Origin of the sequence: Mycobacterium sp. NPDC049093, assembly GCF_040704635.1 — a bacterium.
Taxonomy (GTDB): Bacteria; Actinomycetota; Actinomycetes; order Mycobacteriales; family Mycobacteriaceae; genus Mycobacterium.
The window spans coordinates 178,764-201,311 of record NZ_JBEZJS010000004.1; the positions used below are offsets into that span (position 1 = coordinate 178,764).

The 22,548-nt window shown below is 66.0% G+C and carries 18 protein-coding genes; 4 read left to right on the forward strand and 14 right to left on the reverse strand.

Annotation, left to right across the window (positions count from 1 at the left end; genetic code table 11):
* Window positions 1-33: 33 nt before the first annotated feature.
* From lpqB to AB0876_RS16405, 6 genes are all read right to left on the reverse strand, one after another.
* Window positions 34-1,794 carry an MtrAB system accessory lipoprotein LpqB gene (gene lpqB, locus AB0876_RS16380; protein WP_491838239.1) on the reverse strand — a complete coding sequence of 587 codons (1,761 nt, stop codon included), beginning with the start codon at window positions 1,792-1,794 and terminating at the stop codon, window positions 34-36.
* On the reverse strand, window positions 1,791-3,452 hold the full coding sequence (gene mtrB / locus AB0876_RS16385) for an MtrAB system histidine kinase MtrB (protein WP_064886498.1): 1,662 nt from the start codon (window positions 3,450-3,452) through the stop codon (window positions 1,791-1,793). The genes lpqB and mtrB overlap by 4 nt, the downstream gene beginning before the upstream one ends.
* 46 nt (window positions 3,453-3,498) lie before the next feature.
* Entirely contained in the window at window positions 3,499-4,185 is a 687-nt protein-coding gene (mtrA, locus tag AB0876_RS16390; RefSeq protein WP_019343547.1) for a two-component system response regulator MtrA, read from the reverse strand.
* Window positions 4,186-4,237: 52 nt separating this feature from the next.
* Entirely contained in the window at window positions 4,238-4,870 is a 633-nt protein-coding gene (locus AB0876_RS16395) for a dTMP kinase (protein WP_526042417.1), read from the reverse strand.
* A gap of 178 nt (window positions 4,871-5,048) precedes the next feature.
* Window positions 5,049-6,071, reverse strand: a complete 1,023-nt coding sequence (locus tag AB0876_RS16400; protein ID WP_526042418.1) for a tetratricopeptide repeat protein — start codon at window positions 6,069-6,071, stop codon at window positions 5,049-5,051.
* Window positions 6,068-7,288, reverse strand: a complete 1,221-nt coding sequence (locus tag AB0876_RS16405) for an AAA family ATPase (protein ID WP_064886431.1) — start codon at window positions 7,286-7,288, stop codon at window positions 6,068-6,070. Before AB0876_RS16405 ends, AB0876_RS16400 begins: the two co-directional genes overlap by 4 nt.
* 133 nt (window positions 7,289-7,421) lie before the next feature.
* Here AB0876_RS16405 and AB0876_RS16410 point away from each other — a divergent pair, with 133 nt between their 5' ends.
* Window positions 7,422-9,281: a fatty acyl-AMP ligase gene (locus AB0876_RS16410; RefSeq protein ID WP_499045261.1), complete on the forward strand. Its 1,860-nt coding sequence runs from the start codon at window positions 7,422-7,424 to the stop codon at window positions 9,279-9,281.
* 523 nt (window positions 9,282-9,804) lie between these two features.
* On the forward strand, window positions 9,805-11,592 hold the full coding sequence (gene gjpA, locus AB0876_RS16415; protein ID WP_526042419.1) for an outer membrane porin GjpA: 1,788 nt from the start codon (window positions 9,805-9,807) through the stop codon (window positions 11,590-11,592).
* Window positions 11,593-11,669: 77 nt separating this feature from the next.
* Here gjpA and ahcY read toward each other — a convergent pair whose 3' ends face one another.
* From ahcY to AB0876_RS16445, 6 genes are all read right to left on the reverse strand, one after another.
* Entirely contained in the window at window positions 11,670-13,130 is a 1,461-nt protein-coding gene (gene ahcY / locus AB0876_RS16420) for an adenosylhomocysteinase (RefSeq protein WP_448442580.1), read from the reverse strand.
* A gap of 136 nt (window positions 13,131-13,266) precedes the next feature.
* On the reverse strand, window positions 13,267-13,890 hold the full coding sequence (alkX, locus tag AB0876_RS16425) for a TetR family transcriptional regulator AlkX (protein WP_055111995.1): 624 nt from the start codon (window positions 13,888-13,890) through the stop codon (window positions 13,267-13,269).
* Window positions 13,891-13,943: 53 nt separating this feature from the next.
* The gene (locus AB0876_RS16430; protein WP_055111993.1) at window positions 13,944-14,162 is read right to left on the reverse strand and encodes a rubredoxin; all 219 of its coding nucleotides are present in this window, start codon (window positions 14,160-14,162) and stop codon (window positions 13,944-13,946) included.
* On the reverse strand, window positions 14,159-14,332 hold the full coding sequence (locus AB0876_RS16435) for a rubredoxin (RefSeq protein ID WP_082448908.1): 174 nt from the start codon (window positions 14,330-14,332) through the stop codon (window positions 14,159-14,161). The genes AB0876_RS16430 and AB0876_RS16435 overlap by 4 nt, the downstream gene beginning before the upstream one ends.
* Window positions 14,329-15,483, reverse strand: coding sequence for an alkane 1-monooxygenase (locus AB0876_RS16440; RefSeq protein WP_413784938.1), 1,155 nt, complete (start codon window positions 15,481-15,483; stop codon window positions 14,329-14,331). The genes AB0876_RS16435 and AB0876_RS16440 overlap by 4 nt, the downstream gene beginning before the upstream one ends.
* Before the next feature lie 218 nt (window positions 15,484-15,701).
* Window positions 15,702-17,180 (reverse strand): amino acid permease, encoded by a 1,479-nt coding sequence (locus AB0876_RS16445; protein ID WP_003882728.1) that lies wholly within the window; start codon window positions 17,178-17,180, stop codon window positions 15,702-15,704.
* A 123-nt stretch (window positions 17,181-17,303) separates the two neighbouring features.
* On the opposite strand from AB0876_RS16445, the gene AB0876_RS16450 reads away from it, so the two are divergent.
* A complete protein-coding gene (locus AB0876_RS16450) occupies window positions 17,304-18,137 on the forward strand; it encodes a class I SAM-dependent methyltransferase (protein WP_064886436.1) in 834 nt (277 codons plus the stop codon).
* A 181-nt stretch (window positions 18,138-18,318) separates the two neighbouring features.
* Here AB0876_RS16450 and AB0876_RS16455 read toward each other — a convergent pair whose 3' ends face one another.
* A complete protein-coding gene (locus AB0876_RS16455; protein WP_448442576.1) occupies window positions 18,319-19,626 on the reverse strand; it encodes a diiron oxygenase in 1,308 nt (435 codons plus the stop codon).
* A 298-nt stretch (window positions 19,627-19,924) separates the two neighbouring features.
* On the opposite strand from AB0876_RS16455, the gene AB0876_RS16460 reads away from it, so the two are divergent.
* Entirely contained in the window at window positions 19,925-21,325 is a 1,401-nt protein-coding gene (locus tag AB0876_RS16460; RefSeq protein ID WP_526042420.1) for an FAD-dependent oxidoreductase, read from the forward strand.
* Here AB0876_RS16460 and manA read toward each other — a convergent pair.
* Window positions 21,322-22,548: a mannose-6-phosphate isomerase, class I gene (gene manA, locus AB0876_RS16465; RefSeq protein ID WP_448442572.1), complete on the reverse strand. Its 1,227-nt coding sequence runs from the start codon at window positions 22,546-22,548 to the stop codon at window positions 21,322-21,324. The genes AB0876_RS16460 and manA overlap by 4 nt on opposite strands.

A 22,548-nucleotide genomic window follows, 5' to 3' on the forward strand; every position in this document is an offset into this window, starting at 1 on the left:
GCGCGGTGCGCGCCGAAGGAGTCCGCCGACGAATCAACCCGGCAGCACGGGCAACGAGCCGGGAACCATCAGCGGCCGCACCTCGACCCACCCGGGGTTGTCCTCACTGACCGATGCGGACAACTGCATCACCCCGCGCTGGTCGGCGACGTAGACCGTCGACGGATTCGCGGCCACCATGCCCACCGGGACCTGCAGATTGCGGCTGGGCCCGTCCGAGTTCACCCCGTCGAGATTGACGTAGGACACCGGGTGCGCCGGATCGGTCCGGCTGACCACGATGTCGTCGCCGGTACGCCAGGAAAGCGACACCACCGTGTTGCCCAGGCCGAAGCCGAGGCGCCGCGGATAGGTCAGCAGGAACTGGCCTTCCGGTGTCCGCTCGATCCCGGCCAGGATCACCTGCCCACCGATCACCATCGCCGCGCGGGTGCCGTCCCGCGACAGCTGCAGTTCGGTGATGGGGCCGGGATATCGGGTGACCACGGCCGCCGCGTCGACGGGGATACGGGCGGGCACACCGGACGCGTCGCGGATGGCGCGGACCACGTTGACGTCGTCGACCACCACCCACACGGCCTGGTCCAGCGACCAGCTCGGCCGGCTCAGGGTGCGGCCCTCGATGGCCATCGCGGTGGGGCCTCCCAGCGGGCCCATCCACAGCGAGGCGGCCGTCGCCTCCGGGGCATCGGGCAACACGACGACTGACGCCGCATCCTGACCATTGCGCGACACCGCTGCCGACTTCTGATTGGGTGCCGAACCGAACGCGCCGGGCACACGGGTGGTGCTCTGCCCGTCCAACGCCACCAGCGATCCGCCGACCAGTGCGTGCAGGCCGGCGGCCGCGCCGGGCACCGCCCCCGGGTCGGTGGCCGCGACGTCGGAGGTCTCCCAGCCGTCGGCGAACCGGTCGTCCAGCGGGGCACCGTCGACGTTGATCACGTAAGGCCCACTGATCCCGGCCCGCGACAGGGTCCAGATGATCTGTGCGGCGAGCAGTTGCCTGCTGTGCGGATCGGTGGTCGAGAGGTTCTCGAGGTCGATTCGGGCGCCGCCGTAGCCGCGCCCCACTCCGGTCTTTCCACCGTCGGCCCGGGTGACCGGACCACGCAGCCGCAATGGTGCGTCGAGCAGATTACGCACGGCCCTGGCGATCTCCGGGCGAGGTCCGGAAACCAGTTTGGAGATCAGTTCGGTGGCCAACTGGTCGGGATCGGACACCGCGACATAACGCGGGTCCGGTACGACCGTGGTTCCGGTCGGGTCGACGAAGTAGAGCGTGTTGCGCTTGTAGGTGGACTGAAACTGTTGCCAGTCAAGGAAAACCCCGTTGGGCAGCCGGTCGATGCGCCAACCGGCCGGAGTCTGGACCAGCTCGATCGGGCCGGGGTCGGGCAGTGCCCCCTCCCCGGTCTCGAACACCCCCATGTCGGACAGGGATCCCAGGATGTCTGCCCGCATGCTCACCGAAACCCGGTCCGCGCCACGGGTTTCGACGAACACCACCCGGTCGAGCAGCAGTGCGCTGCCGGCGTCGTCCCACGAGCTGGACGCCGACTCGGTGAGGAACTGCCGGGCCGCGAGGTGCCGGTTCGCGGGATCGGCGGTGGCCTTGAGGAATTCGCGCAGGAGAACGTCGGGGTCCATGCCCGGCGCCGGTTTCGGCAGGTTCGGTGGCGCCGGCCGGTCGACGGTGCCGATCGCTTGAGGGGAGGACGAATTCGGAATTCCGGCGCATCCGGACACCAGAACTACCAGACCGACGACCACCACCGTCAGTAGGCGCTTCACACGTTCTCCTCCGCATGCTCGCGGTCGCGGTTGGGACGCTGGCGCGACTTCTGCTGCTGCGAAGCAGGTTTCAGCGGCAGCGGGCTGGTGGTCACCTTGTGGCCGCGTACCAGGGGCAGCGTCAGACGGAAGCAGGCTCCCTTGCCGGGTTCACCCCAGGCCTCCAACCGGCCCTGGTGCAGGCGCGCATCCTCGATGCTGATGGCCAGGCCCAGGCCGGTGCCACCGGAGCGGCGCACCCGGGACGGGTCGGACCGCCAGAACCGGCTGAACACCAGCTTCTCCTCGCCGGGACGCAGGCCGACACCGTAATCGCGCACGGTGACGGCGACGGTGTCCTCGTCGGCAGCCATCCGGATGCGCACCGGTTTGCGTTCGGCGTGGTCGATGGCGTTGGCGATGAGGTTGCGCAGGATGCGTTCCACCCGACGCGGATCCACCTCGGCGATCACCTCGTCACCCGGCATGTTGACGTCGAGCTCGACCTCGGCATCGGCCGCCAGGTGTCCGACGTTGTCCAGCGCGCTCTGCACCGTCGTCCGCAGATCCACCGACTCCACCGACAGCTCGGCCACGCCGGCGTCGTGGCGGGAGATCTCCAGGAGGTCGGCCAGCAGGGTCTCGAACCGGTCCAACTCGTTGACCATGAGCTCGGTAGACCGGCGCAGGGCGGGGTCGAGGTCCTCGCTGTGATCGTGGATCAGGTCGGCGGCCATGCGCACCGTGGTCAGCGGGGTCCGCAGTTCATGGCTGACGTCAGAGGTGAAGCGGCGCTGCAGGTTTCCGAATTCCTCGAGCTGCTGGATTTGGCGCGACAGACTCTCGGCCATGTCGTTGAACGACACCGCGAGCCGGGCCATGTCGTCCTCGCCGCGCACCGGCATCCGCTCGGTCAGGTGGCCCTCAGCGAACCGCTCGGCGATCCGCGAGGCGGACCGGACCGGCTGCACGATCTGACGGGCCACCACCAGAGCGATCGCCGCCAGCAGACCGAGCAGCACCACGCCGCCGGTCGCCATGGTGCCGCGCACCAGGGAGATGGTGCTTTCCTCGTTGTTCAGCGGAAAGATCAGGTACAGCTCAAGATTGGGCACCGACGAGGACGCCGGGCTGCCGACGATCAGCGCAGGACCGGAGAACGCATCGGTGGCGACCGGGGTGTACTGGTAGCTGACCTGTCCGGCCTTGACGAAGTCACGTAGCGCCTTGGGCACCTGTTGCACCGGCCCGGCCGCAGCGGCTTCGCGCGGCCCGTCGCCGGGGACCATGAGCACCGCGTCGAACGCACCGGCCACATCCGCTCGAGCGTCGGCCTTGCGATCGATCAGGGTGTTCCGGGCCAACTGCAGACTGCTGTCGAGCGACCGGCTCTCCTCACCGCCGACGATGCCGCCGACCGTGACGCGGGCCCGTTCCACCTCCTCGGTGGCGGCCTTGACCTTGACCTCGAGGATCCGGTCGGTGATCTGGCTGGTCAGCACGAAGCCGAGCACCAGGATGACGGCGAGCGAGAGCCCCAGGGTCAGCGTCACGACCCGCAGTTGCAGCGAACGGCGCCAGACCAGGCTCACTGCCCGTCCGAGCGTCCCCAATCCGCGCAACAGCGGACCAGAACCTCCCCAGCGGCCACGGATGCGGCGCCTGGAGCTGAAGATCACGGCCACCGCCGGGCGGTGAGCGTTACGGCGACGGCGAGCCGTCCTGTCACGGCGGTCCGGCCTTGTATCCCACTCCTCGAACGGTCAATACCACCTGCGGGTTCTCCGGGTCTTTCTCGACCTTGGCCCGCAACCGCTGGACATGCACGTTCACCAAACGGGTGTCAGCGGGGTGGCGATATCCCCACACCTGTTCGAGCAGCACATCACGAGTAAACACCTGGCGTGGTTTGCGTGCCAGCGCCACCAGCAGGTCGAACTCCAGCGGTGTCAGCGAAATCTGCTCGCCCTGCCGGGTCACCTTGTGGGCGGGCACGTCGATCTCGACATCGTTGATCGAGAGCAGCTCGGCAGGCTCGTCCTCGTTGCGGCGCAGACGCGCGCGCACCCGGGCCACCAGCTCCTTCGGCTTGAAAGGCTTCATCACGTAGTCGTCGGCGCCGGACTCCAGGCCGAGTACCACGTCAACAGTGTCGGTCTTGGCCGTCAGCATGACGATGGGCACGCCGGAGTCGGCACGGAGCACCCGGCACACGTCGATCCCGTTCATGCCGGGCAGCATCAGATCCAACAGGACCAGGTCAGGCCGCAATTCGCGGACCGCTGTCAGCGCCTGGCTGCCATCGCCGATGACCGCGGTGTCGAATCCTTCACCACGCAAGACGATGGTGAGCATCTCGGCCAGCGATGGGTCGTCGTCGACGACAAGGATCCTTTGCCTCATGGTGTCCATGGTGTCACCCGATCGCGATAAAACCGGGGTACCACACGCGGGTTTCTCCGCTTTATCTGCTGCTTAGCCGCCTCGCCAAGGCCGCTGGGTCCACATCGGGGCCCGCGACCGCCCATCGGCCGCACCAGTCGGCGGCTGCCAGCGCGGCATACACCGCACCGGTGCGCTGTTGCAGCCCGCCGTCGCGCTCGTAGGCGTCCTTGGCGCGGTCGGCCTCGGTGTTGGCGCGATGCTCGGCCCGCGCAGCAGCCAGCTCGGTCGGGACGTCGAGCAGAATCTGCCAATCCGGGCTGGGGAGTTTGAGGCGGTCGAACTCGAGCTCACGCACCCAGGCCACCGCCTCCCCGTCGGCGCCCTGGTGGAGCCGGGCCGCGCTGTAGGCGGCGTTGGACGCCACGTAGCGATCCAGGATGACGACGTCATAGGCCGCCTGGAGATGTTCGATCTCGTCCCGGGCACCGGCGCGGTCGAGCGCGAACAGGGTGGCCATCGCGTAGACGGATTCGGCCAGATCGCCGTGGGCGCCGTGCAGCGCCTCGGCGGCCAGGTCCGCGGGCACCGAGCGGTGATAGCGCGGGAACGCCAGGGTGCCGACGGAGAGGTGGTCGGCCTCGAACGCGGACCGCAGGCCACCCGTCAACGTACGTTTGCCTGCGCCGTCGACACCCTCGATCGCAATGAGCACCCCGCGAGCCTAGCTCTGCGGCGGCCGTCGCCCCCCAATGTCACGCCAGAGTGGCGCCAGCCCTCGAGCGTCACGCTGGAGTGGCGGCTCGTTGGCCACGTAGCCATCGGTGATCGTGTTGTCCCGCAACGTCCCGTCTATGTCGAAGGCGATGGTTACCTGCTCCACTTGCCATCCCCTACTGACCGCTCAGCCAGCCGTACACCCGCAGACACACGGCCCCGAACAACAACAACGGGCCCGAGAGATCTGTCAGCGGAGTCGATCCCACCACCACGGTGGCCACCCCCGCGACGATCGCGAACACCAGGAACAGTAGGCGGACGGCCAGGAAGGTTCGCTCACGTAACACTGCACGCAGCGTCGAGCGCGGCACGCTGCGCACGAGCCAGGCGATCACCGCCACCAACCCGAGCGTCAGCAAGGCGGTGAAAATCCTTGGTACCACGGTCGGTTGGGAATCGCCGTGCGCGGCCATCACGGAGATCATCGCGAATGCCAGGAAGATGACGCACGCCGTGGAAACGCGCAGTACGCGGATCAGTACCACCCCGATGTTGCGGCGGGCCAACGCGCCCAGTCCCGGGTCCAGCCGGCCCGCCCCGAGGAAGCCGTTGATCGACGTCGTCAACTTGCCCCACTTCAGCCTGGCGACCGCTAGATTGTGGACTGCCGAGGCGTGGTCGGGCTCCAGCCGCAAGGCTGCCTGGTAGTTGTCCTCGGCAGCGGTGGAACTCCCCAGCGCCCGGTGGATGTCACCGCGCAGCACCAGCGAGTCCACCGACTCGGGGTGCAACCGGAGAGCTTCGTCGATCACGTCGAGCGCCTCGCGCGACCGCCCGGCCTCGTGCAACAGACTGGCGTAGGTGTAATGCACGGAATAGATGTGCGGATTCTCCGTGGCTGCTTTCCACGCCATCTGCAGCGCTTCCTGCCGCCGTCCCTGTCCGTTCAGCGCGAGGGCATACACACGCATCACGTGTTCGTCGCCGGGAGCGGCGGCCAACGCCGAATGCGCGGCCTGCGCCGCCCGCTGATAGTCCTTCAACCCCAGGCACGCACGGGCGTACTGCGCAAGGAGTCCGGCATCGTTGGGGGCTTCGGCCAACGCGGACTGCAGCACTTCGGCAGCCCGCTGGTAGTTTCTGGTGCCCAGATACGCCTCGGCGACATCGCCGGGGCCTGCGGCTGCCGACGTCACCGAAGTTTGTTCCGCCGCATGTATTTTGCGAGATCGTCGTAGGTGCCGTCGCGGTTGCTGAACTCCACGACGTTACGTGCGGTCTCGAACCACGGTCCGGTCGACGGCCGGATCTGCGCCACCGCGGCGTCGATGTCGGACATCTGAACGGGCCGCACCTGACCGCTTCGCAGAGATTCGGCCATCGCCAATTGCGTTGCGGTATCACAGACATGGGCCAGGTCGGCGCCGGAGAAACCGTCGGTACGTTTGGCCACCGACGCCAGGTTGATGCCCTCCACCGGCCGGTCCTGCAGATGCAACTTCATGATCGCCGCACGCGCATCGACGTCAGGCAATGACACGAAGATCATCCGGTCGAACCGGCCGGGCCTGCGCAGCGCGGCGTCGACATCCCATGGAGCGTTGGTGGCGCCCAGCACGTAGACACCGTCGTTGTCGGATGTGGCCGAATCCAGTTCTTCCAGAAGGGCGTTCACGACGGTCCGTAACCCGGCAGACCCGCTCAGTGCCGAACGACGATGACCGAGCGCATCCACCTCGTCGAAGAACAGCACGCAGGGCGCGTTGCGACGCGCGTTGTCGAAGATCGCCCGGACACTGTGTTCGCTCTCGCCGAGCCAACGGGACAACACGTCGGCGATCCCGACCTGATAGAAGTTCGCCCCGAGTTCGCCGGACACCGCCTTGGCGATGTACGTCTTGCCGCATCCGGGTGGGCCGTACAGCAGCAGTCCGCCGCGCGCGGACACCTTGAATGCCTTCATCAGCTCGGGATTGCGGATGGGGCCCAGCAGTGAGAGCTCGAGCTGTTTCTTGACCTCGGCCATCCCCGCGATGTCGTCGAGCCGGACCGACGTGCGCTGCAGTGCGTCGTAGTCGTTCTCGTTGACGGCTTCGGCGGGTTCGGTGACGAATGCCGGTTTGACGATGTCGGCGACCTCCTTCTCGGCCGCCGTCCAGTCGAAGCCCCGAGCGGGCTCTGCGGGCGCAGCAGGCGCTGACGCGCCCGCCAGGCCGGCGCTGCACTGCTGCAGCAGCGTCACGGCCCGGATGTTCGAGGCGTCCTGGGCCAGCACTGCGCTGCAATGTGTCAGCGCCTCGGCATAGCGGCCCCGTTCGACCAGCAAAGTGGCCAGGTGCAGGCGCAACTCTGCCAGCTCCGGGCTGCGTTCAACAGCGGCAGCTAACTCCTGGATGACTGCGTCCTCAGCCATGCAAACCCCCGATCGATCGCTGGTGAAATCCTATCCGGAGCTCGACGCCGCCTCCTGCGGGTAATCCGAGGGCCCTCCGGGGCGTCCGGTACGGTCGCCTGATCCCAGGAATCGCCGACGTATGAGGTAGCGGATGCACCAGAACACAGTGCTCGCGGTGAAGCCCGCCGCAGCAACCCTGCTGGAGATGCTGCAGCAGCGGGCCGCGACGTATCAGGACAAGGTTGCGTTCAGCTTCTCCTACGACGGCGACGACCAGAACCGCACCCAGCTGACCTACCGCGACCTGGATCGACGGGCCCGCGCGATCGCGTCCACCCTGCAAGAACTGGGCGCTGCCGGTGAACGCGTTCTGGTCCTGTGCCGGCCCGGCCTGGATTCCGTCGCCGGGTTCTTCGGCTGCATCTACGCGGGCGCTGTCGCCGTGCCGGTGCACGAGCGGCTGGCTCCGCGTCTGTCCTCGGTGGTGCCCGACGCACATGCGCGCTTCGCCCTGGCCACCGCCGAGACGCAGGCGAAGATCAAGGCCGCCATCGATGAGTTGGCCGAGGGGCGTGACCTGCGGTGGGTCCGCACCGATGAGGTGGACGGCGCTTCCGCAGACGGCAGCGGCTGGACAGCACCCGATGTCGACGCCGACGCGATCGCCATGGTGCAGTACACGTCTGGCTCCACCACGACCCCGAAGGGCGTCGCCCTGACGCACCGAAACCTTATGCACAACATGGAGTCGATCCGCCAGGTATGGCACGGCGACGACACCGCAACCAGCGTGTTCTGGCTGCCGTCCCACCACGACATGGGGCTGATCGGCGGGATCCTCTCGATGATCTACGTCGGGTGCACCACCCATCTGATGTCGCCGTCCTCCTTCGTCAAACGGCCGATGGGCTGGCTCGAAGCGATCTCCCGGCTTCGCGCAACCTTCACCGCCGCACCGAACTTCGCCTACGACCGGTGTGTCGACGAGAGCACCGCAGAGCAGCGCGCGGCGCTCGATCTGTCCAGCCTGGCCACCGCCATGAACGGCGCCGAACCGGTACAGGCCGGCACGCTGGAGAAGTTCGCCGAGGCGTTCGCACCGGCGGGCTTCCGGCCGGAGGCGCTGTGTCCGGTGTACGGGCTCGCGGAGGCGACGTTGCTGGTGTCCGGCGGGTCGGACTCCGCGTTGCCGGTCGTTGCACACGTCGATCGCACCGGCCTTCAGGTCGATCGCGTCGTCGACGTCGACCCGGGACATCCGGCTGCTCTGGCGTTGGTGGGATGCGGTCGTCCGCGAGGCGGCCAGGACGTGGCCATCGTCGACCCGCAGACCCACCAGCCTTGTGGGGCAGACGAAGTCGGCGAGATCTGGATCGCCGGTCCCAGCGTCGGTTGGGGCTATTGGGCCCGACCGGACGAGACGACGCAGACGTTCTCGGCGACGCTGCCAGACGAATCCGGCGGCCCGTTCCTGCGCACCGGCGATCTGGGTTTCCTTCGTTCGGGCGAGCTGTACATCACGGGACGCTGCAAGGACCTCGTCGTCATCCGTGGCGGCAACTACTACCCCAACGACATCGAGCGGACGGTGCAGGACTGCCATCCGGCACTCGTCTCGGGCCGCGGCGCCGTCTTCACAATCACTCCCGGCCTGGGCGCCGTCGAACAGATGGTGATCGTGCAGGAGGTGGCGCGCCGACGAGAGGGGTCGGCCGACCTCGCCGCGGTGGCCGATGCGATCCGGACCGCGGTGACCACGCGATACGGAGTCGAGCCGAATTCGGTTCTACTGGTGGAACATCTGTCGATTCCGACGACGTCGAGCGGCAAGATCCAACGGGGCCGGTGCCGGCAACAGTTGCTCGACGACGAGATCGCACCCGTGGCGCACTGGCGTAGGCCGTCGGCACTCGATGACCTCGCCAAGGCCAGGGAACTCGAGGCGGCGATCCAGATTGCCGAGCTGATCAAGGCGGAGGCGGCCCGCCAGCAGGCCGCCGGCCAGAACTGACTCAAAAGCTGACCAAGATTGTTAGCTGACCGTGGCCACCCGACCGGGTGGCCACGGGTTGTCGCGTCCGAATCTGGTCGGCACGACCCAGGCACGGCCCGTACCGCGAGCCACGGTTTCCGCCCACCCACGCACAAATGACGCTGCACCGAGATGCCTCGACCTCGCGCGCCTGCCCCATCCGAGCCGGATGACCGACTACCGGCAGCACGCCCGGAACGGGGCTTGATCGCATGAATCATGTTGTCAGACAAATTTTTTGACAGACGACACACGATCTCGCCGGGCGCTCGGCGACGCGAATCGATACCTCACCCCGAGGTCGTTCGCGACATAAGAAAATGTCTAATTATTAGCCCAAATCAGGTTCGAGCCCAGCGAGCAGCGGATTCCCGCGCCGCAACGCGTTGCTCGAAGGCGCGGAACCTTAAACTGGCTACATTCGTTGCCCAAATTTTGCATCTGCAACTACTTGGCCAGGCTATGGTCTGTCCGATTATTTACAGATGCGAAAGGAGATGCCGTGCATCTCGTTGCTCAGCCCCACACTGCCGTGGGTGCAAAGCAAGAAACCACCCGTCACTGGCTCACTGCAGCCGGAGTCGTTGTCGCCGCTGCCGGAATGATCGCTGCCACGCCGGGGATCTCCCCGGTCCAGGCCGGCGTTCAGCACGACATCCAGGCCGACGCGGTCCGGCTGACGGCGGGTTGGGACCCCTTCGCGCCGTTGCAGGCGGCCTTCGACACTGCGAAAGCCAACGGCACGATCCTGGGCGACAACTTCCTGTTGGCCCCGGGAGTCGGACTGCAACAGGCGATCGCCAACCAGATCGGTTACGCCAAGCAGCTGTTCGACGACCCGTCGAGCTTCGAGGCCGTGTCGCAACAGTTCGCAGCCAATGCGATGAAGGTGCTGACCGGTCTCACCCTGATCGGCGCGGACGAGGAAACCAGGGACGCGGTGGTCAAGCACACCCTGGGTGGTATGCACGGCATGGCGCTCGACATGTTCCCCGGCTTCCTGGCCGAAGGTGTTGACCCCGAGGCCTTCTCGGCGGTCATGAGTGTCTTGGCCTCGCCGCTGAGCGGTGTGCTCATCGGCTCCATCGGGCCGGTCGTCAGCCCCGCGGTGGCGCTCCTCAACAGTGCCGTGGCGATCTCAAACGCGCTTCAGGCCGGTGACTCGACGACGGCGCTCTCCAGCCTGCTCGGGGTACCGGCCGGCATGGTCGACGCGTTCCTCAACGGTGCCAACCTCAACCTCGATGCGCTGGCGCCCATGATCAACGATGCGGGGCTGATCAAGGACACCGTCACCATCGCCGGGCTCAACATCGCGTTCGGCGGTCTGCTCACCCCGGGCTCCACCGACCGGAGCACCTACGAGTACACCGACGAAGACGGCAACAAGGTCACGATCCCCTCGGTCGGCGGCTCGATCTTCAACAGCCTCGGCATGGATATCAAGCTCGGTGCCCTGCCCATCTCGGTCAAGGGTGAGGCCGTCGGCCCGATCGGCGCCCTGCAGGGTCTGTCGCAGACGGTCGGCGTGCTGCTCGGCAGCGGCTGGGACGATTGGGACGGCAAGGGGAATGCTCCTGCCCCGAAGCCCCCGCTGTTCGGACTGCATCCGCTCGCGACGGGCGACATTCTGAGCGACACCGCCGAAAGTGCAGGCGTCACCAAACTTCGTGAAGCGTTGAAGGGTGCCGCTGTCGAGAACATCGTCAAGAAGCTGCAAGGCATCACCACGGGCACCGAAGAGGCCGCCGACCTGGCTCCGGTCACGGATGCCGACAGTTCGGTCACCGACAGTTCAGCCGCCAACGCCATCGCAGCGGCCAACGAGCTGACGCACACAACCGTGAACAAGACCGTCACGGTGTCGTTGGAGAAGCCGGCCGCCGTACCCGCGGCCGCGGATGCCACCAAGGCCCCCGCCACCACCAAGGTCGATACCGCCGACGAGACCAGCGCCACCGACGAGACCGCCGGAACGGCAACGGAATCGGCTGACGATGCCGGGACCGTAGTGGAGGCGACGCCTAAGGCCCAGACCCGCCTGAAGGCGCCGTCTACCCGGCCGGCCGGCCCGACGGACAAGGCCCCGCGCAGCAATCTGGTCAAGGGCGTCAAGGATGCAGTGAAGAACGTCCGCAACGGCCTGGGCGCGAACAGCACCCGCAAGTCCAGCGAATCTGCCTCCAGCTCAAACGGTTCGAGTGCCGGTGCGTCCAGCTCCGGTTCCGAATCCACCAAGCCGGCCAAGAAGGACGCCGGCAGCAAGAGCAAGCACGACAACAAGAAGTAATCGGCCAGCAGACAGAAAAATGCCCCAAATCGCTTGATTTGGGGCATTTTTCCGTCTGGTCGCGCTACCTCAGTGACTCAGTAGCGGTAGTGCTCCGGCTTGTACGGGCCGTCGACGTCGACGCCGATGTACTCGGCCTGCTCCTTGGTGAGCTTGGTCAGCGAGCCACCCAGCGCCTCGACGTGGATGCGCGCCACCTTCTCATCGAGGTGCTTGGCCAGGCGGTAGACCTCGTTGTCGTACTCGTCGTTCTTGGTCCACAGCTCGATCTGGGCGATCACCTGGTTCGAGAAGCTGTTGCTCATCACGAACGACGGGTGGCCCGTGGCGTTTCCGAGGTTGAGCAGTCGGCCCTCGCTCAGCACGATGATCGACTTGCCCGAGTCGCCGAAGGTCCACTGGTCGACCTGCGGCTTGATGTTCAACCGCGTAGCGCCCGACTTCTCCAGGGCCGCCATGTCGATCTCGTTGTCGAAGTGGCCGATGTTGCCCAGGATCGCGTGGTCCTTCATCGCCTTCATGTGGTCCAGCAGGATGATGTCGAAGTTGCCGGTCGCGGTCACCACGATGTCGGCGTTGCCGATCGCCTCTTCGACGGTCACCACGTCGTAGCCGTCCATCAGCGCCTGCAGGGCGTTGATCGGGTCGACCTCGGTGACCTGCACGCGGGCGCCCTGACCGGCCAGCGACTCGGCACAGCCCTTGCCCACGTCGCCGTAGCCGCAGATCAGCACCTTCTTGCCGCCGATCAGCGCGTCGGTGCCACGGTTGATGCCGTCGACCAGCGAGTGCCGGGTGCCGTACTTGTTGTCGAACTTGCTCTTGGTGACCGAGTCGTTGACGTTGATGGCCGGGAACGCCAGCTCACCCGCGGCGGCGAACTGGTACAGCCGCAGCACGCCGGTGGTGGTCTCCTCGGTGACACCCTTGACCGACGCGGCGATCTTGGTCCACTTGTCCTTCTCGGTCTCGAAGCGCTTGCGCACCAGGGACAGGAAGACCTTCCACTCGGCCGAGTCGTCTTCCTCGGAGGGCGGGACCACGCCGGCCTTCTCGTACTCGGCGCCACGCAGCACGAGCATGGTGGCGTCGCCGCCGTCGTCGAGGATCATGTTCGCCGGCTCACCCTCCCAGGTGAGCATCTGCTCGGCGGCCCACCAGTACTCCTCCAGCGTCTCGCCCTTCCAGGCGAACACGGGGGTGCCCTTGGGCTCCTCCGGGGTGCCGTTCGGACCGACGACGACCGCCGCGGCGGCATGGTCCTGGGTGGAGAAGATGTTGCAGGAAGCCCATCGCACTTCGGCGCCGAGAGCAACCAGCGTCTCGATCAGCACCGCGGTCTGCACGGTCATGTGCAGTGAGCCGGAGATGCGGGCGCCCTTGAGCGGCTGCACGTCGTGGTACTCGCGGCGCAGCGCCATGAGGCCGGGCATCTCGTGCTCGGCCAGGCGGATCTCCTTGCGGCCGAATTCGGCCAGCGAGAGGTCGGCCACCTTGTAGTCGATACCGTTGAGGCTGTCGGCCTTCAACTCGGTCATGTAGAGCCCTCTTTCAGTCGTGATTGCTTGCACGCGCGCAGACGCGCCCGACGGCGACGCCACACGCAGATACCTCTAGCCTGCGGGCTCGCGGGACAGGCGCTCATGCGGAGTAACGGCAGCGGCGCTCTGACAGCTACGGGGTATCTATGACACCGTAGCGCTCGGCGAAAGGCGTCATGAGTCGGGCCAGGTCACCGGCCACGTCGTGGTCCGCCTCGGGCGGCATCGACACGTAACTCATCGCCAGGCGCACGATCGCCCGGGCCAGCACCCCGGCGTCCTCGTCACTGGCTTTCATCCAGCTGTTCTGAAAGGTTCCGGTCAACCGGGCGGAGCATCGGGAGATGATCGGGCCGCTGCCGGTGGTGATGATCTGGAGCAGGTCGGGCTTGGAAGCGCCGGTGAGCAACGAGATCACCAGCGGATCGGCGGCCGATTCCAGGAAGAACGCCCGGAACCCCTCCAGGAACGCCGCGTGCACCTCGCCGACGTTGTTGTTGATCGCATTGTCGACCGCGTCGACCAGCCGGTCCGCCAGACGCATGGCATAACCCTCGGCCAGCCCCTGCCGGGAGCCGAACTCGTTGTAGATCGTCTGACGGCTGATCCCCGCGACCTGGGCCACGTGCGAGAGCGTGATGGCCGACCAGTCGCGGGTCAACAGCAGTTCCCGCATGCCGTCGAGAATCGAATCGCGCAGCAGCACCCTGGATGCCTCCGCATACGGGATGCGCTGTTTGTCTCGCGGCCGACTCACACGGGCGACAATATCGCTTTCCGTCCGTGTTTCGAGCGCGTCGCTCGAAGCCGTCAAGGCCGTGCGACCTCGACCATCTCGAAATCGGTCTTCGCAGCGCCACAATCCGGGCAGCTCCAGTCCTCGGGGATGTCATCCCATCGGGTCCCCGGCGCGATGCCGTCCTCGGGCCAGCCCTTGGCCTCGTCGTACTCGAATCCGCACTGGACGCAGATGTACAGCTTGTACGGCTCGGTGCCGGTCGGCTCCTCGCGCAAGCGCTCGTCGGTCATTTCACTGCTCCCATCGGTTCGAAGTCGACCTTCTCCCGCACCGCACAGTCCGGGCAGCACCAGTCGTCGGGCACGTCGCTCCATGGAGTTCCGGCCGGGAACCCCTCTCGCGGAGCGCCTTTCGCTTCGTCGTACACGTAGCCGCATCCGGGACACTCGTAGGCGCTCACGCGGCATCACCGGCCCCGTAGCGCGCCAACACCTTCGCCCGCAGCCGCGGCTGGATGTTCACCTTGGTGATGTCACCGTCGTAGTGCTCCAGCACCCGGTGGTCCATCAGCTTGCGCCACAACGGCGGCAGGTAGGTGAGCCCGATCAGCGACGCATACCCGCTGGGCAGGTTGGGTGCGCCGTCGATGCTGCGCAGGGTCTGGTACCGGCGGGTGGGGTTGGCGTGGTGATCGCTGTGCCGCTGCAGGTGATACAGGAACAGGTTGGTGACGATGTGGTCGGAGTTCCAGCTGTGCACCGGGGCGCACCGCTCGTAGCGACCGCTGGCCGTCTTCTGCCGCAACAGCCCGTAGTGCTCGAGGTAGTTCACCGATTCCAGCAGGCTGAAGCCGTAGATGGCCTGGATGACGATGAACGGGATCAGCGCGGGTCCGAACACCGCGATCAGGATGCCGAAGAACACCACCGACATGGCCCACGCATTGAGAACGTCGTTGGACCAGTGCCACGGCGACTTGTCCTGCCGGCGCAAGCGCTGGGCCTCCAACTCCCACGACGAGCGCAGGCTACCGAACACGCTGCGCGGCAGGAACTCCCAGAAGGTCTCGCCGAAACGCGCCGACGCGGGATCCTCGGGCGTGGCGACCCGCACGTGGTGCCCACGGTTGTGCTCGATGTAGAAGTGGCCGTACCAGGTCTGGGCCAGCGTGATCTTGGACAGCCAGCGCTCCAACGAGTCTCGCTTGTGCCCCATCTCATGCGCGGTGTTGATGCCCACCCCTCCGAGCACACCCACCGACAACGCGATACCGATCTTGGCCGGCCAACCGAGTCCGCCGTCGAACCCGAGCCAGCTGAGATCGGACGCCGTGAACAGATACGCGCCCATGACGACGCTCGCGTACTGGAACGGGATGTAGAGGTAGGTGCAGTACCGGTAGTACTTGTCGTTCTCCAGCTGCTCCATCACCTCGTCGGGCGGGTTCTGGCCGTCGGGCCCGAACCGCAGGTCCAACAGCGGCAGCAGCACGTAGAGCAGGATCGGCCCGATCCACAGTGGCACCTGGGCGGCGGTGTGCCAGCCGAGCTGGTTGAGCCCCCAGATCAGCGGCAGCATCACGAAGATCGCCGTCGGGGCGATCAGGCCCATGAGCCACAGATGCCGCTTCTTGTCCCGCCACTGCCCGACGTCTGCGACGTCCGGTCCGCTCGAGAGTTCCGCCACCACGATGAGCCTCCTTGTGTGAGTGCTGTCACTGCGATGACTTGACTATAAGCGCGCCTATGTCTCTTGTCTAGACATTGACCTATCTTTTGTAAAGTGACCCAGGCCACGAGGGATCCACTGCGGTCGAGCGTCGATTTCAGCTACTGCGACGGCGTCGCCGCGACTTCCCTACTGGCCAGCGTCGAATGACTCCGGCCGTACACGGCGTACACCACCACCCCGATCACCATCCAGAGCAGGAACCGGATCCAGGTCAGCCCGGTGAGGTTGAGCATCAACCACAGGCACGCCAGGATCGCGGCGATCGGCAACACCGGCACCCACGGCACGCGGAATCCGCGCTTCAGATCGGGCCGGGTCCGCCGCAGCACGATCACCCCGGCCGAGACCAGCACGAAGGCGAACAGCGTGCCGATGTTGACCATCTCCTCGAGCCGGCCCATCGGGAACACCGAGGCGGCGATCGCCACCAGCACCCCGACGATCAGGGTGATGCGGACCGGCGTCCCGTGGGTGCCGGTCACGGCCAGCTGTCGCGGCAGCAGACCGTCGCGCGACATCGCGAACAGCACGCGGGTCTGTCCCAGCATCAGCACGATCACCACCGTGGTGAGCCCGGCAAGCGCGCCGATGGAGATCACCTTCGCGGCCCAGTGCACACCGTTGGCTTCGAAGGCAGTGGCCAGGTTGGCGTGGCCGTCGGGTGCATCGCGTAGCACGGTGTAGGACACCATGCCGGAAAGCACCACCGACACCGCGACGTACAACACGGTGACGATCCCGAGTGAGGCCAGGATGCCGCGGGGTACGTCACGCTGCGGATCGCGGGTCTCCTCGGCAGTGGTTGCGACGACGTCGAACCCGATGAACGCGAAGAACACGATCGAGGCACCGGCCAGCACCCCGTACCAGCCGTAGTGGCTGCCCGCCGCGCCGGTCAACAACGAGAACAGTGACTGGTCGGCCCCGCTCGCCCCCTCGCCGGCCTCGTTCGGCGGAATGAACGGGGTGTAGTTGGCGGCCTTTATATAGAAGGCGCCCACGACCACCACCAACAGCACAACCGACACCTTGATGACGGTGATGACCAGGCTGAAGAGCGCTGACAACTTGGTGCCCACCACCAGCAGGACCGTCACCAGCGCGATGATCACCAACGCGCCCCAGTCGATCTCCAGACCGCCGAAATCCGCGATCCCGCCCCCGAACCCGAACACGGTTCCGAGGTAGCTCGACCACCCCTTGGCCACCACCGCGGACGCGACGGCGAACTCCAGGATCAGGTCCCATCCGATGATCCACGCCGCGAACTCCCCGAACGTGGCATAGGAGAAGGTGTACGCGCTACCGGCCACCGGCACGGTAGAGGCGAACTCCGCGTAGCACAGGGCGGCCAACCCGCACGCGACGGCGGCGATGACGAAGGCAATCGAGATCGCAGGCCCGGTCAAGTTGCCCGCCGTGGAAGCGGTGATGGTGAAAATGCCCGCACCGATGACGACCGAGACACCGAACACCGTCAGGTCCCACCAGGTGAGGTCCTTGCGGAGCCGGGTCGACGGTTCGTCGGTGTCGGCAATCGACTGTTCGACAGATTTGATTCGCCGAAGGGCAGACATCCCGTCATGCTCCCATCACGGTGGCGGTGAAACCGGTAGGACTCTCAAACTTCGCCGAACCGTGCCCTGCCGCGAGAGTGGGGCGTACGTCACACTCGGCGCCGATCGTGATACGGTCCGCGCATGGCTGAGCTCCCCTATTTCGACTTGCTGATCGATGAACGGCAGGAAGGTGGCGAAACGGGCCAGCTGTGGGAAAACCAGGTGCACTGGGGCTACTGGGAAGACCCCAAGACCGCCAAGGGCACCCGGGATGACTACATCGCGGCCATGGAGCAGATGGACCATGTCCTGTTCGCCGCCGGAAAGGTTGCCGACGGGCAGAAGCTGCTGGACGCCGGCTGCGGGTTCGGTGGGACCATCCAGCAGATCAACGGCACCTACTCGGACATGGACCTCACCGGCCTCAACATCGACCCGCGCCAGCTCGCGGCGGCCGAGGCCCAGACCAAGCCCGTCAACGGCAACAAGATCGGTTGGGTCGAGGCCGACGCCTGCCAGTTGCCGTTCGAGGACAACTCCTTCGACCGTGTCCTGGCCGTCGAATGCATCTTCCACTTCCCGTCCCGCGAGAAGTTCCTCGCCGAAGCCGCGCGGGTGCTCAAGCCGGGCGGGTACCTGGCGGTGTCCGACTTCGTACCGACCCTGATGTTCTTCGGGAAGACCCCGATCTGGATGGCGATCCGTCCCCGGATCGCGAAGTCCTACGGAACGCTCGGGAATGTCCCGCTGCGGGGTTACCGGTCCATGGGTAAGCGTGCGGGGCTCGAGCTCGCCGAGAAACGCAACATCCGGAAGAACACCTTGCCGACGTACCCCTTCCTGCTCAAGTTCTTTCGCGAGCAGGGGTCAGCGGACGCCCAGAAGACGATGATCGTCGGCACACGCTGGATGAAGTGGCTGTCCAAGGCCGGCCTCATCCAATACCGCGTGTACACGTTCCAAAAGCCCGCCTGACCGGTAGCCGGATCGGCCTGAAACTCCTCGACTGACGCGGCGCCGCCCGCGCAGGCCGTCATGCGCCGAGGCCGGCCGAGACCAGGGGCACCAGACTCACTCAGGCTCAGCGGTTCTCCCCGGATACGCGTCGCAGGACGTTGCCGGTCGGCAACGTCCTGCGCAAACGATTCAGGTTGGCTCAGAGGGTGGGCATGAATTCGGCGAGTGCCAGGATCATGAAGACCACCAAGGCGAGTCCGATCAGCCCGCCGGCGGGAATCATGGCCACGCACACCACTATCCACACAAGAAGCCTCGGCCATTCGAACGGCTGGTTGCCCATCACACCGCCACGGCGCTCCCGGAACGTGTGATAGGCCGCCCACACGCCCGCGCCGGCAGCGGCGCAGCCGATGATCTTCAGGCCGTCCGGCGCCACCAGCAGGGCAACGCCCGCCATGATCGCCACGGCCGCAAGGCGGGCCGCCACTGCCGTGCGAAGCCCGGTCACGCGCGTGATCGCCGAGCCGCGATCCGGCTCACCGCGGTACCGCGGTAGCCGCCCGTCGATACCCAACATTCGCCAGATCCAGCGCGACCACACCGTCCGCAAACCGAGGTCCTCGGCTACTCGCCGAACATCGGCAGCCGATTCAGCCATCATCTGGCGCGACTGATCGCTCCGCCAGAACGCAGCCTTGAAAACCCGTCGCGGAACACCGAATTGCCGGGCAAATGTGCGCGGCGGCCCCATCATCTCCCCGATCAACCACCGCAGAAAGAACGGGAAAAGAATTGCGTACCACGCTCGCTTGCGCCGACTGACGCTCTGCATTCGCTGAGCCAGAAGGTCGTCGGCAAACGATATATGGCGCGCTTCCTCGGCCAGGTGAATGTAGGTGATCTTGTTCAGCAGCGGCGGCACGTGCGCTGCGCCACGATGCTGCAGCGTCTGCTGGAAGTGCAGCGGCTGTTCACCGCACAGCACCCCGATGAAGTGAATCATGTTGGCATAACCGCCGATAAAGCCCAGGATCGGTCCGATAAACCGGGACCCTCGCCGCATTCCTGGCACGTCCTCGCCAGTGCGGTTGACGAATTCCTGGAACATCTGGATGTGATTGCATTCGTCGATCAGTTCGTGGAGCAGATACTGGAATACCGGCGAACCATTCGGCATCTTGCCGGCGTAATGCACCACTCCTCGAATCAACATCATTTCGAATTGGAGGGTGACCTTCAGGGTGTTCGCAGTTACCCAGCGTCCCATGTCGATACGGCGCTGCAAAGGCTGTTGGGCATACCATTCAGTAGCCGCGAGCGGGGCACTGTCCGGGTCGAGTTGCCATCGCGGGTCGTCGTCTGCCAGCGCGTTTTCGGGTGCGTCCCAGTCGATGTCAACGTACGGATCGAAGCGTCGACGGACCGTCGCACGAGAGAGGGCCTCCACCCTGTCGAAATAGAGGTCCCCCGTTGCCGTGCCGTCCGCGTCGCTGACCGTTGTCATTGCCCCATCCGTTGACTGTGAGTTTCCTTGCAGAGGGTATCAACTTGAGAGCCATATCACGCCTCCAGCCACAGGATTGTGCCACGAGTTGTTGCACGTTCGTTAGACAGGCCCACTGGGCGGGACGCCCGGTTGCGCCACCCGGGTGCACGGACCGTGCCTGCAGCGCAGCGCAGGCCCACACCCGGACACCCAGGAGCACACTCCCCAATCGAGGACGCGTGGCCCGTCGTTACAGTTGACGCTGCTTCTGATTTTTGTGCGCCGGACGCCGTGGGCCCAGTACCGTGTCGATCTAATGCACAGCTCATCCAGAACCCTCGCGACCCACGCCGTTGTCATCGGCGGCAGCATCGCCGGGCTGTGCGCGGCCAGGGTCCTCGCCGATCACTACGGCCACGTCACCCTGTACGAGCGTGACGAGCTGCCGGATCAGCCCGTCAACCGCGGCGCCATACCGCAGGGCCAACATGTGCACCTCCTGATGGCTCGCGGGGCCGACGAGTTGGAGGCCCTCTTTCCCGGATTGCTCGTCGACATGGTGGCCGCGAACGTTCCGGTGGTGGAGAACCGACCGTCCTCCATCCACTTCGAGGCCGGCGGGCACCTACTCGGTACCGGACAGACGCTCAAGTCAAACTTCACCGCGTACGTGCCCAGCCGCGGACAGCTGGAATGGCAGATTCGCAGACGGGTGTCGGGATTGCCCAACGTGCAGATCCTGCGACGGGGAGTGAGCGAACCGCAGTACGACCCCGGTACCGAACGGGTCACCGGCCTCGTGCTCGACGACGGTGAACAGGTTGCGGCGGACATGGTGGTCGACGCCTCCGGCCGCGGCAGTCGGCTGCCAGTGTGGTTGGAACAGTGGGGCTACGAGCGACCGCCCGAGGAATCGATCAAAGTCGGGGTCACGTACGCGTCACAGCGGGTCCGTATCCCCGCGGAGCTGATCAACGAGAAAATGGTCGTCGTCAGTGCGGCGCATGACAGCGGTCTTGGTATGGGCATGCTGTTCCACGAGGATGGCATCTGGACGGTCACCGCGTTCGGTGTCGCCAAGGCCGAGCCACCGAGCGATTTCGCCGGCATCAAACAACTTGGTGGCACCGCGCTGCCACCGCACCTTGCGACGGCGTTGCGCGCCGGTGAAGCGGTGGGTGACATGAACTTTCACCGTTATCCGGTGGCCAAGTGGCGGCGCTACGACAAACTGGACCGGTTCCCTGACGGGATCTTTCCGTTCGGCGATGCGGTGGTCAGCTTGAATCCGACGTACGGGCAGGGCGTGACCATGTCGACCGTGCAGGCGGCCAATCTGCGCCAGGTGCTCGCCGAAGGAACCCAAGATCTGGTTCGCCGACTGGCACGGCGCACCGCGAAAACCACCTACCCGGTGTGGATGATGAACTCGGTTGCCGATCAGGTGAAGCACGGGGCGGAAGGCGACAAGGCCTTCTGGTACAGCCCGTTGTTCGGTCTCTTCGACCAGTTCCTCGGCGCAGCCGAAACGGATCCCGTTCTGGCCGAGTGGTTTCTGCGGCGTACGAGCATGCTCGACAGCCTGTGGCTCACTCCACCCCCACGGATCGTCGGACGTGCGATCCGCCACAACATCAAGGCGTGGCTGGCCGAACGCCGCCGGCGCCCCAATGGCTCCGAGCAGTCGCTTACCGCCCGCGGCCGATCTGTCGGCTAGATCCCGATCGTCACGCGGAACAGTTTCGTCGGCTCGGCCGCGGTCAGCCGGATGGGACCGTCCTCGGCCGCCACCCACGCCGCCGCGCCACGCTGCAGCGTCAGCTTGTCGTCGTCGGCATAGATCACGGCGGCGCCTTCGATACACAACAGCAGCTGCGGACCATCGTGGTGGGAGTGCACGTCGATCTCGTCACCGAGGTGCTCACCGTCGACCGTCAGCGCCGACACCGCGAATTCCTGCGCGGGCGTCCGATAGATGGTTTCCGTTCCCTCCGTGACGGTTTCCGACCGCAGCCGATCTTCCGGCGTCGGGGTGAAGTCCAGCACCCGCAATAGTTCCGGCACGTCGACGTGCTTCGGGGTCAGCCCGCCGCGCAGCACGTTGTCCGAGTTGGCCATCACCTCAACGCCGACACCATGCAGATAGGCATGCAGATTTCCGGCGGGAAGGTAGATGCCCTCGCCAGGTCCCAGGCTGATGCGGTTCAGCAACAGGGAGGCCAACACCCCGGCATCGCCGGGGTATCGTTCACCGAGTTCCAGCACCGTCTTGACCTCGGCTGCGAATTTCTTTGCCCCGGAACGGATGTAGTGGACCGCCCCGTCGAGAACAGCCGGCACCAACACGTCGAGATCGGGCTGCGGCGCGGTGATCCAGGTAGTGAACAGGGCCCGCAACCCGTCGGCATCGGACTGATCCGACAGCAGGTTAATGAACGGATCGAGATCCGAGACCGCCAGCGCACGCATCAACTCGACCGTGCGGTCTACCGGGCGGAATCCGGCCAGCGCATCGAATTGTCCCAACGCAACCAGCAATTCGGGTTTATGGCTCCGGTCACGATAATTGCGGACGGGTGAGGACACCGGGATGTCGAGTCGGTCCTCGCGGTCGAAGCCCTCCCTCGCCTGCGCGGCACTTGGATGGGCCTGCAACGACAACGGCTCATCTGCGGCCAGCACCTTCACGAGGAAGGGCAGCGCATCGCCGAATCTGCCGATCGCCACGCTGCCCAGTTGCCCCTCGGGGTCGTCCTGAACGGCCTGGAGCAACGACTTTTCACCGTGTTCGGTCTGTAGCCACGCCGGGTCCTGCGGATGTGCGCCGAGCCACAGCTCGGCCTCCGGATGGATTGTCGGACTGGGCCTTCCGGTGAAATCAGCGATTGCAGTGCGCGAACCCCAGGCATAGGTCCGCACCGCTCCCCGTAGCAGATGCAC

Bases quoted from the DNA above. Each gene is read 5' to 3' on its own strand.
- mtrA (WP_019343547.1), bottom strand. From the start codon at position 4,185: ATGGACACCATGAGGCAAAGGATCCTTGTCGTCGACGACGACCCATCG.
- AB0876_RS16405 (WP_064886431.1), bottom strand. From the start codon at position 7,288: ATGGCTGAGGACGCAGTCATCCAGGAGTTAGCTGCCGCTGTTGAACGC.
- AB0876_RS16410 (WP_499045261.1), top strand. From the start codon at position 7,422: ATGCACCAGAACACAGTGCTCGCGGTGAAGCCCGCCGCAGCAACCCTG.
- ahcY (WP_448442580.1), bottom strand. From the start codon at position 13,130: ATGACCGAGTTGAAGGCCGACAGCCTCAACGGTATCGACTACAAGGTG.
- AB0876_RS16430 (WP_055111993.1), bottom strand. From the start codon at position 14,162: ATGACCGACGAGCGCTTGCGCGAGGAGCCGACCGGCACCGAGCCGTAC.
- AB0876_RS16440 (WP_413784938.1), bottom strand. From the start codon at position 15,483: ATGGGCCTGATCGCCCCGACGGCGATCTTCGTGATGCTGCCGCTGATC.
- AB0876_RS16445 (WP_003882728.1), bottom strand. From the start codon at position 17,180: ATGTCTGCCCTTCGGCGAATCAAATCTGTCGAACAGTCGATTGCCGAC.
- AB0876_RS16450 (WP_064886436.1), top strand. From the start codon at position 17,304: ATGGCTGAGCTCCCCTATTTCGACTTGCTGATCGATGAACGGCAGGAA.
- AB0876_RS16455 (WP_448442576.1), bottom strand. From the start codon at position 19,626: ATGACAACGGTCAGCGACGCGGACGGCACGGCAACGGGGGACCTCTAT.
- AB0876_RS16460 (WP_526042420.1), top strand. From the start codon at position 19,925: ATGCACAGCTCATCCAGAACCCTCGCGACCCACGCCGTTGTCATCGGC.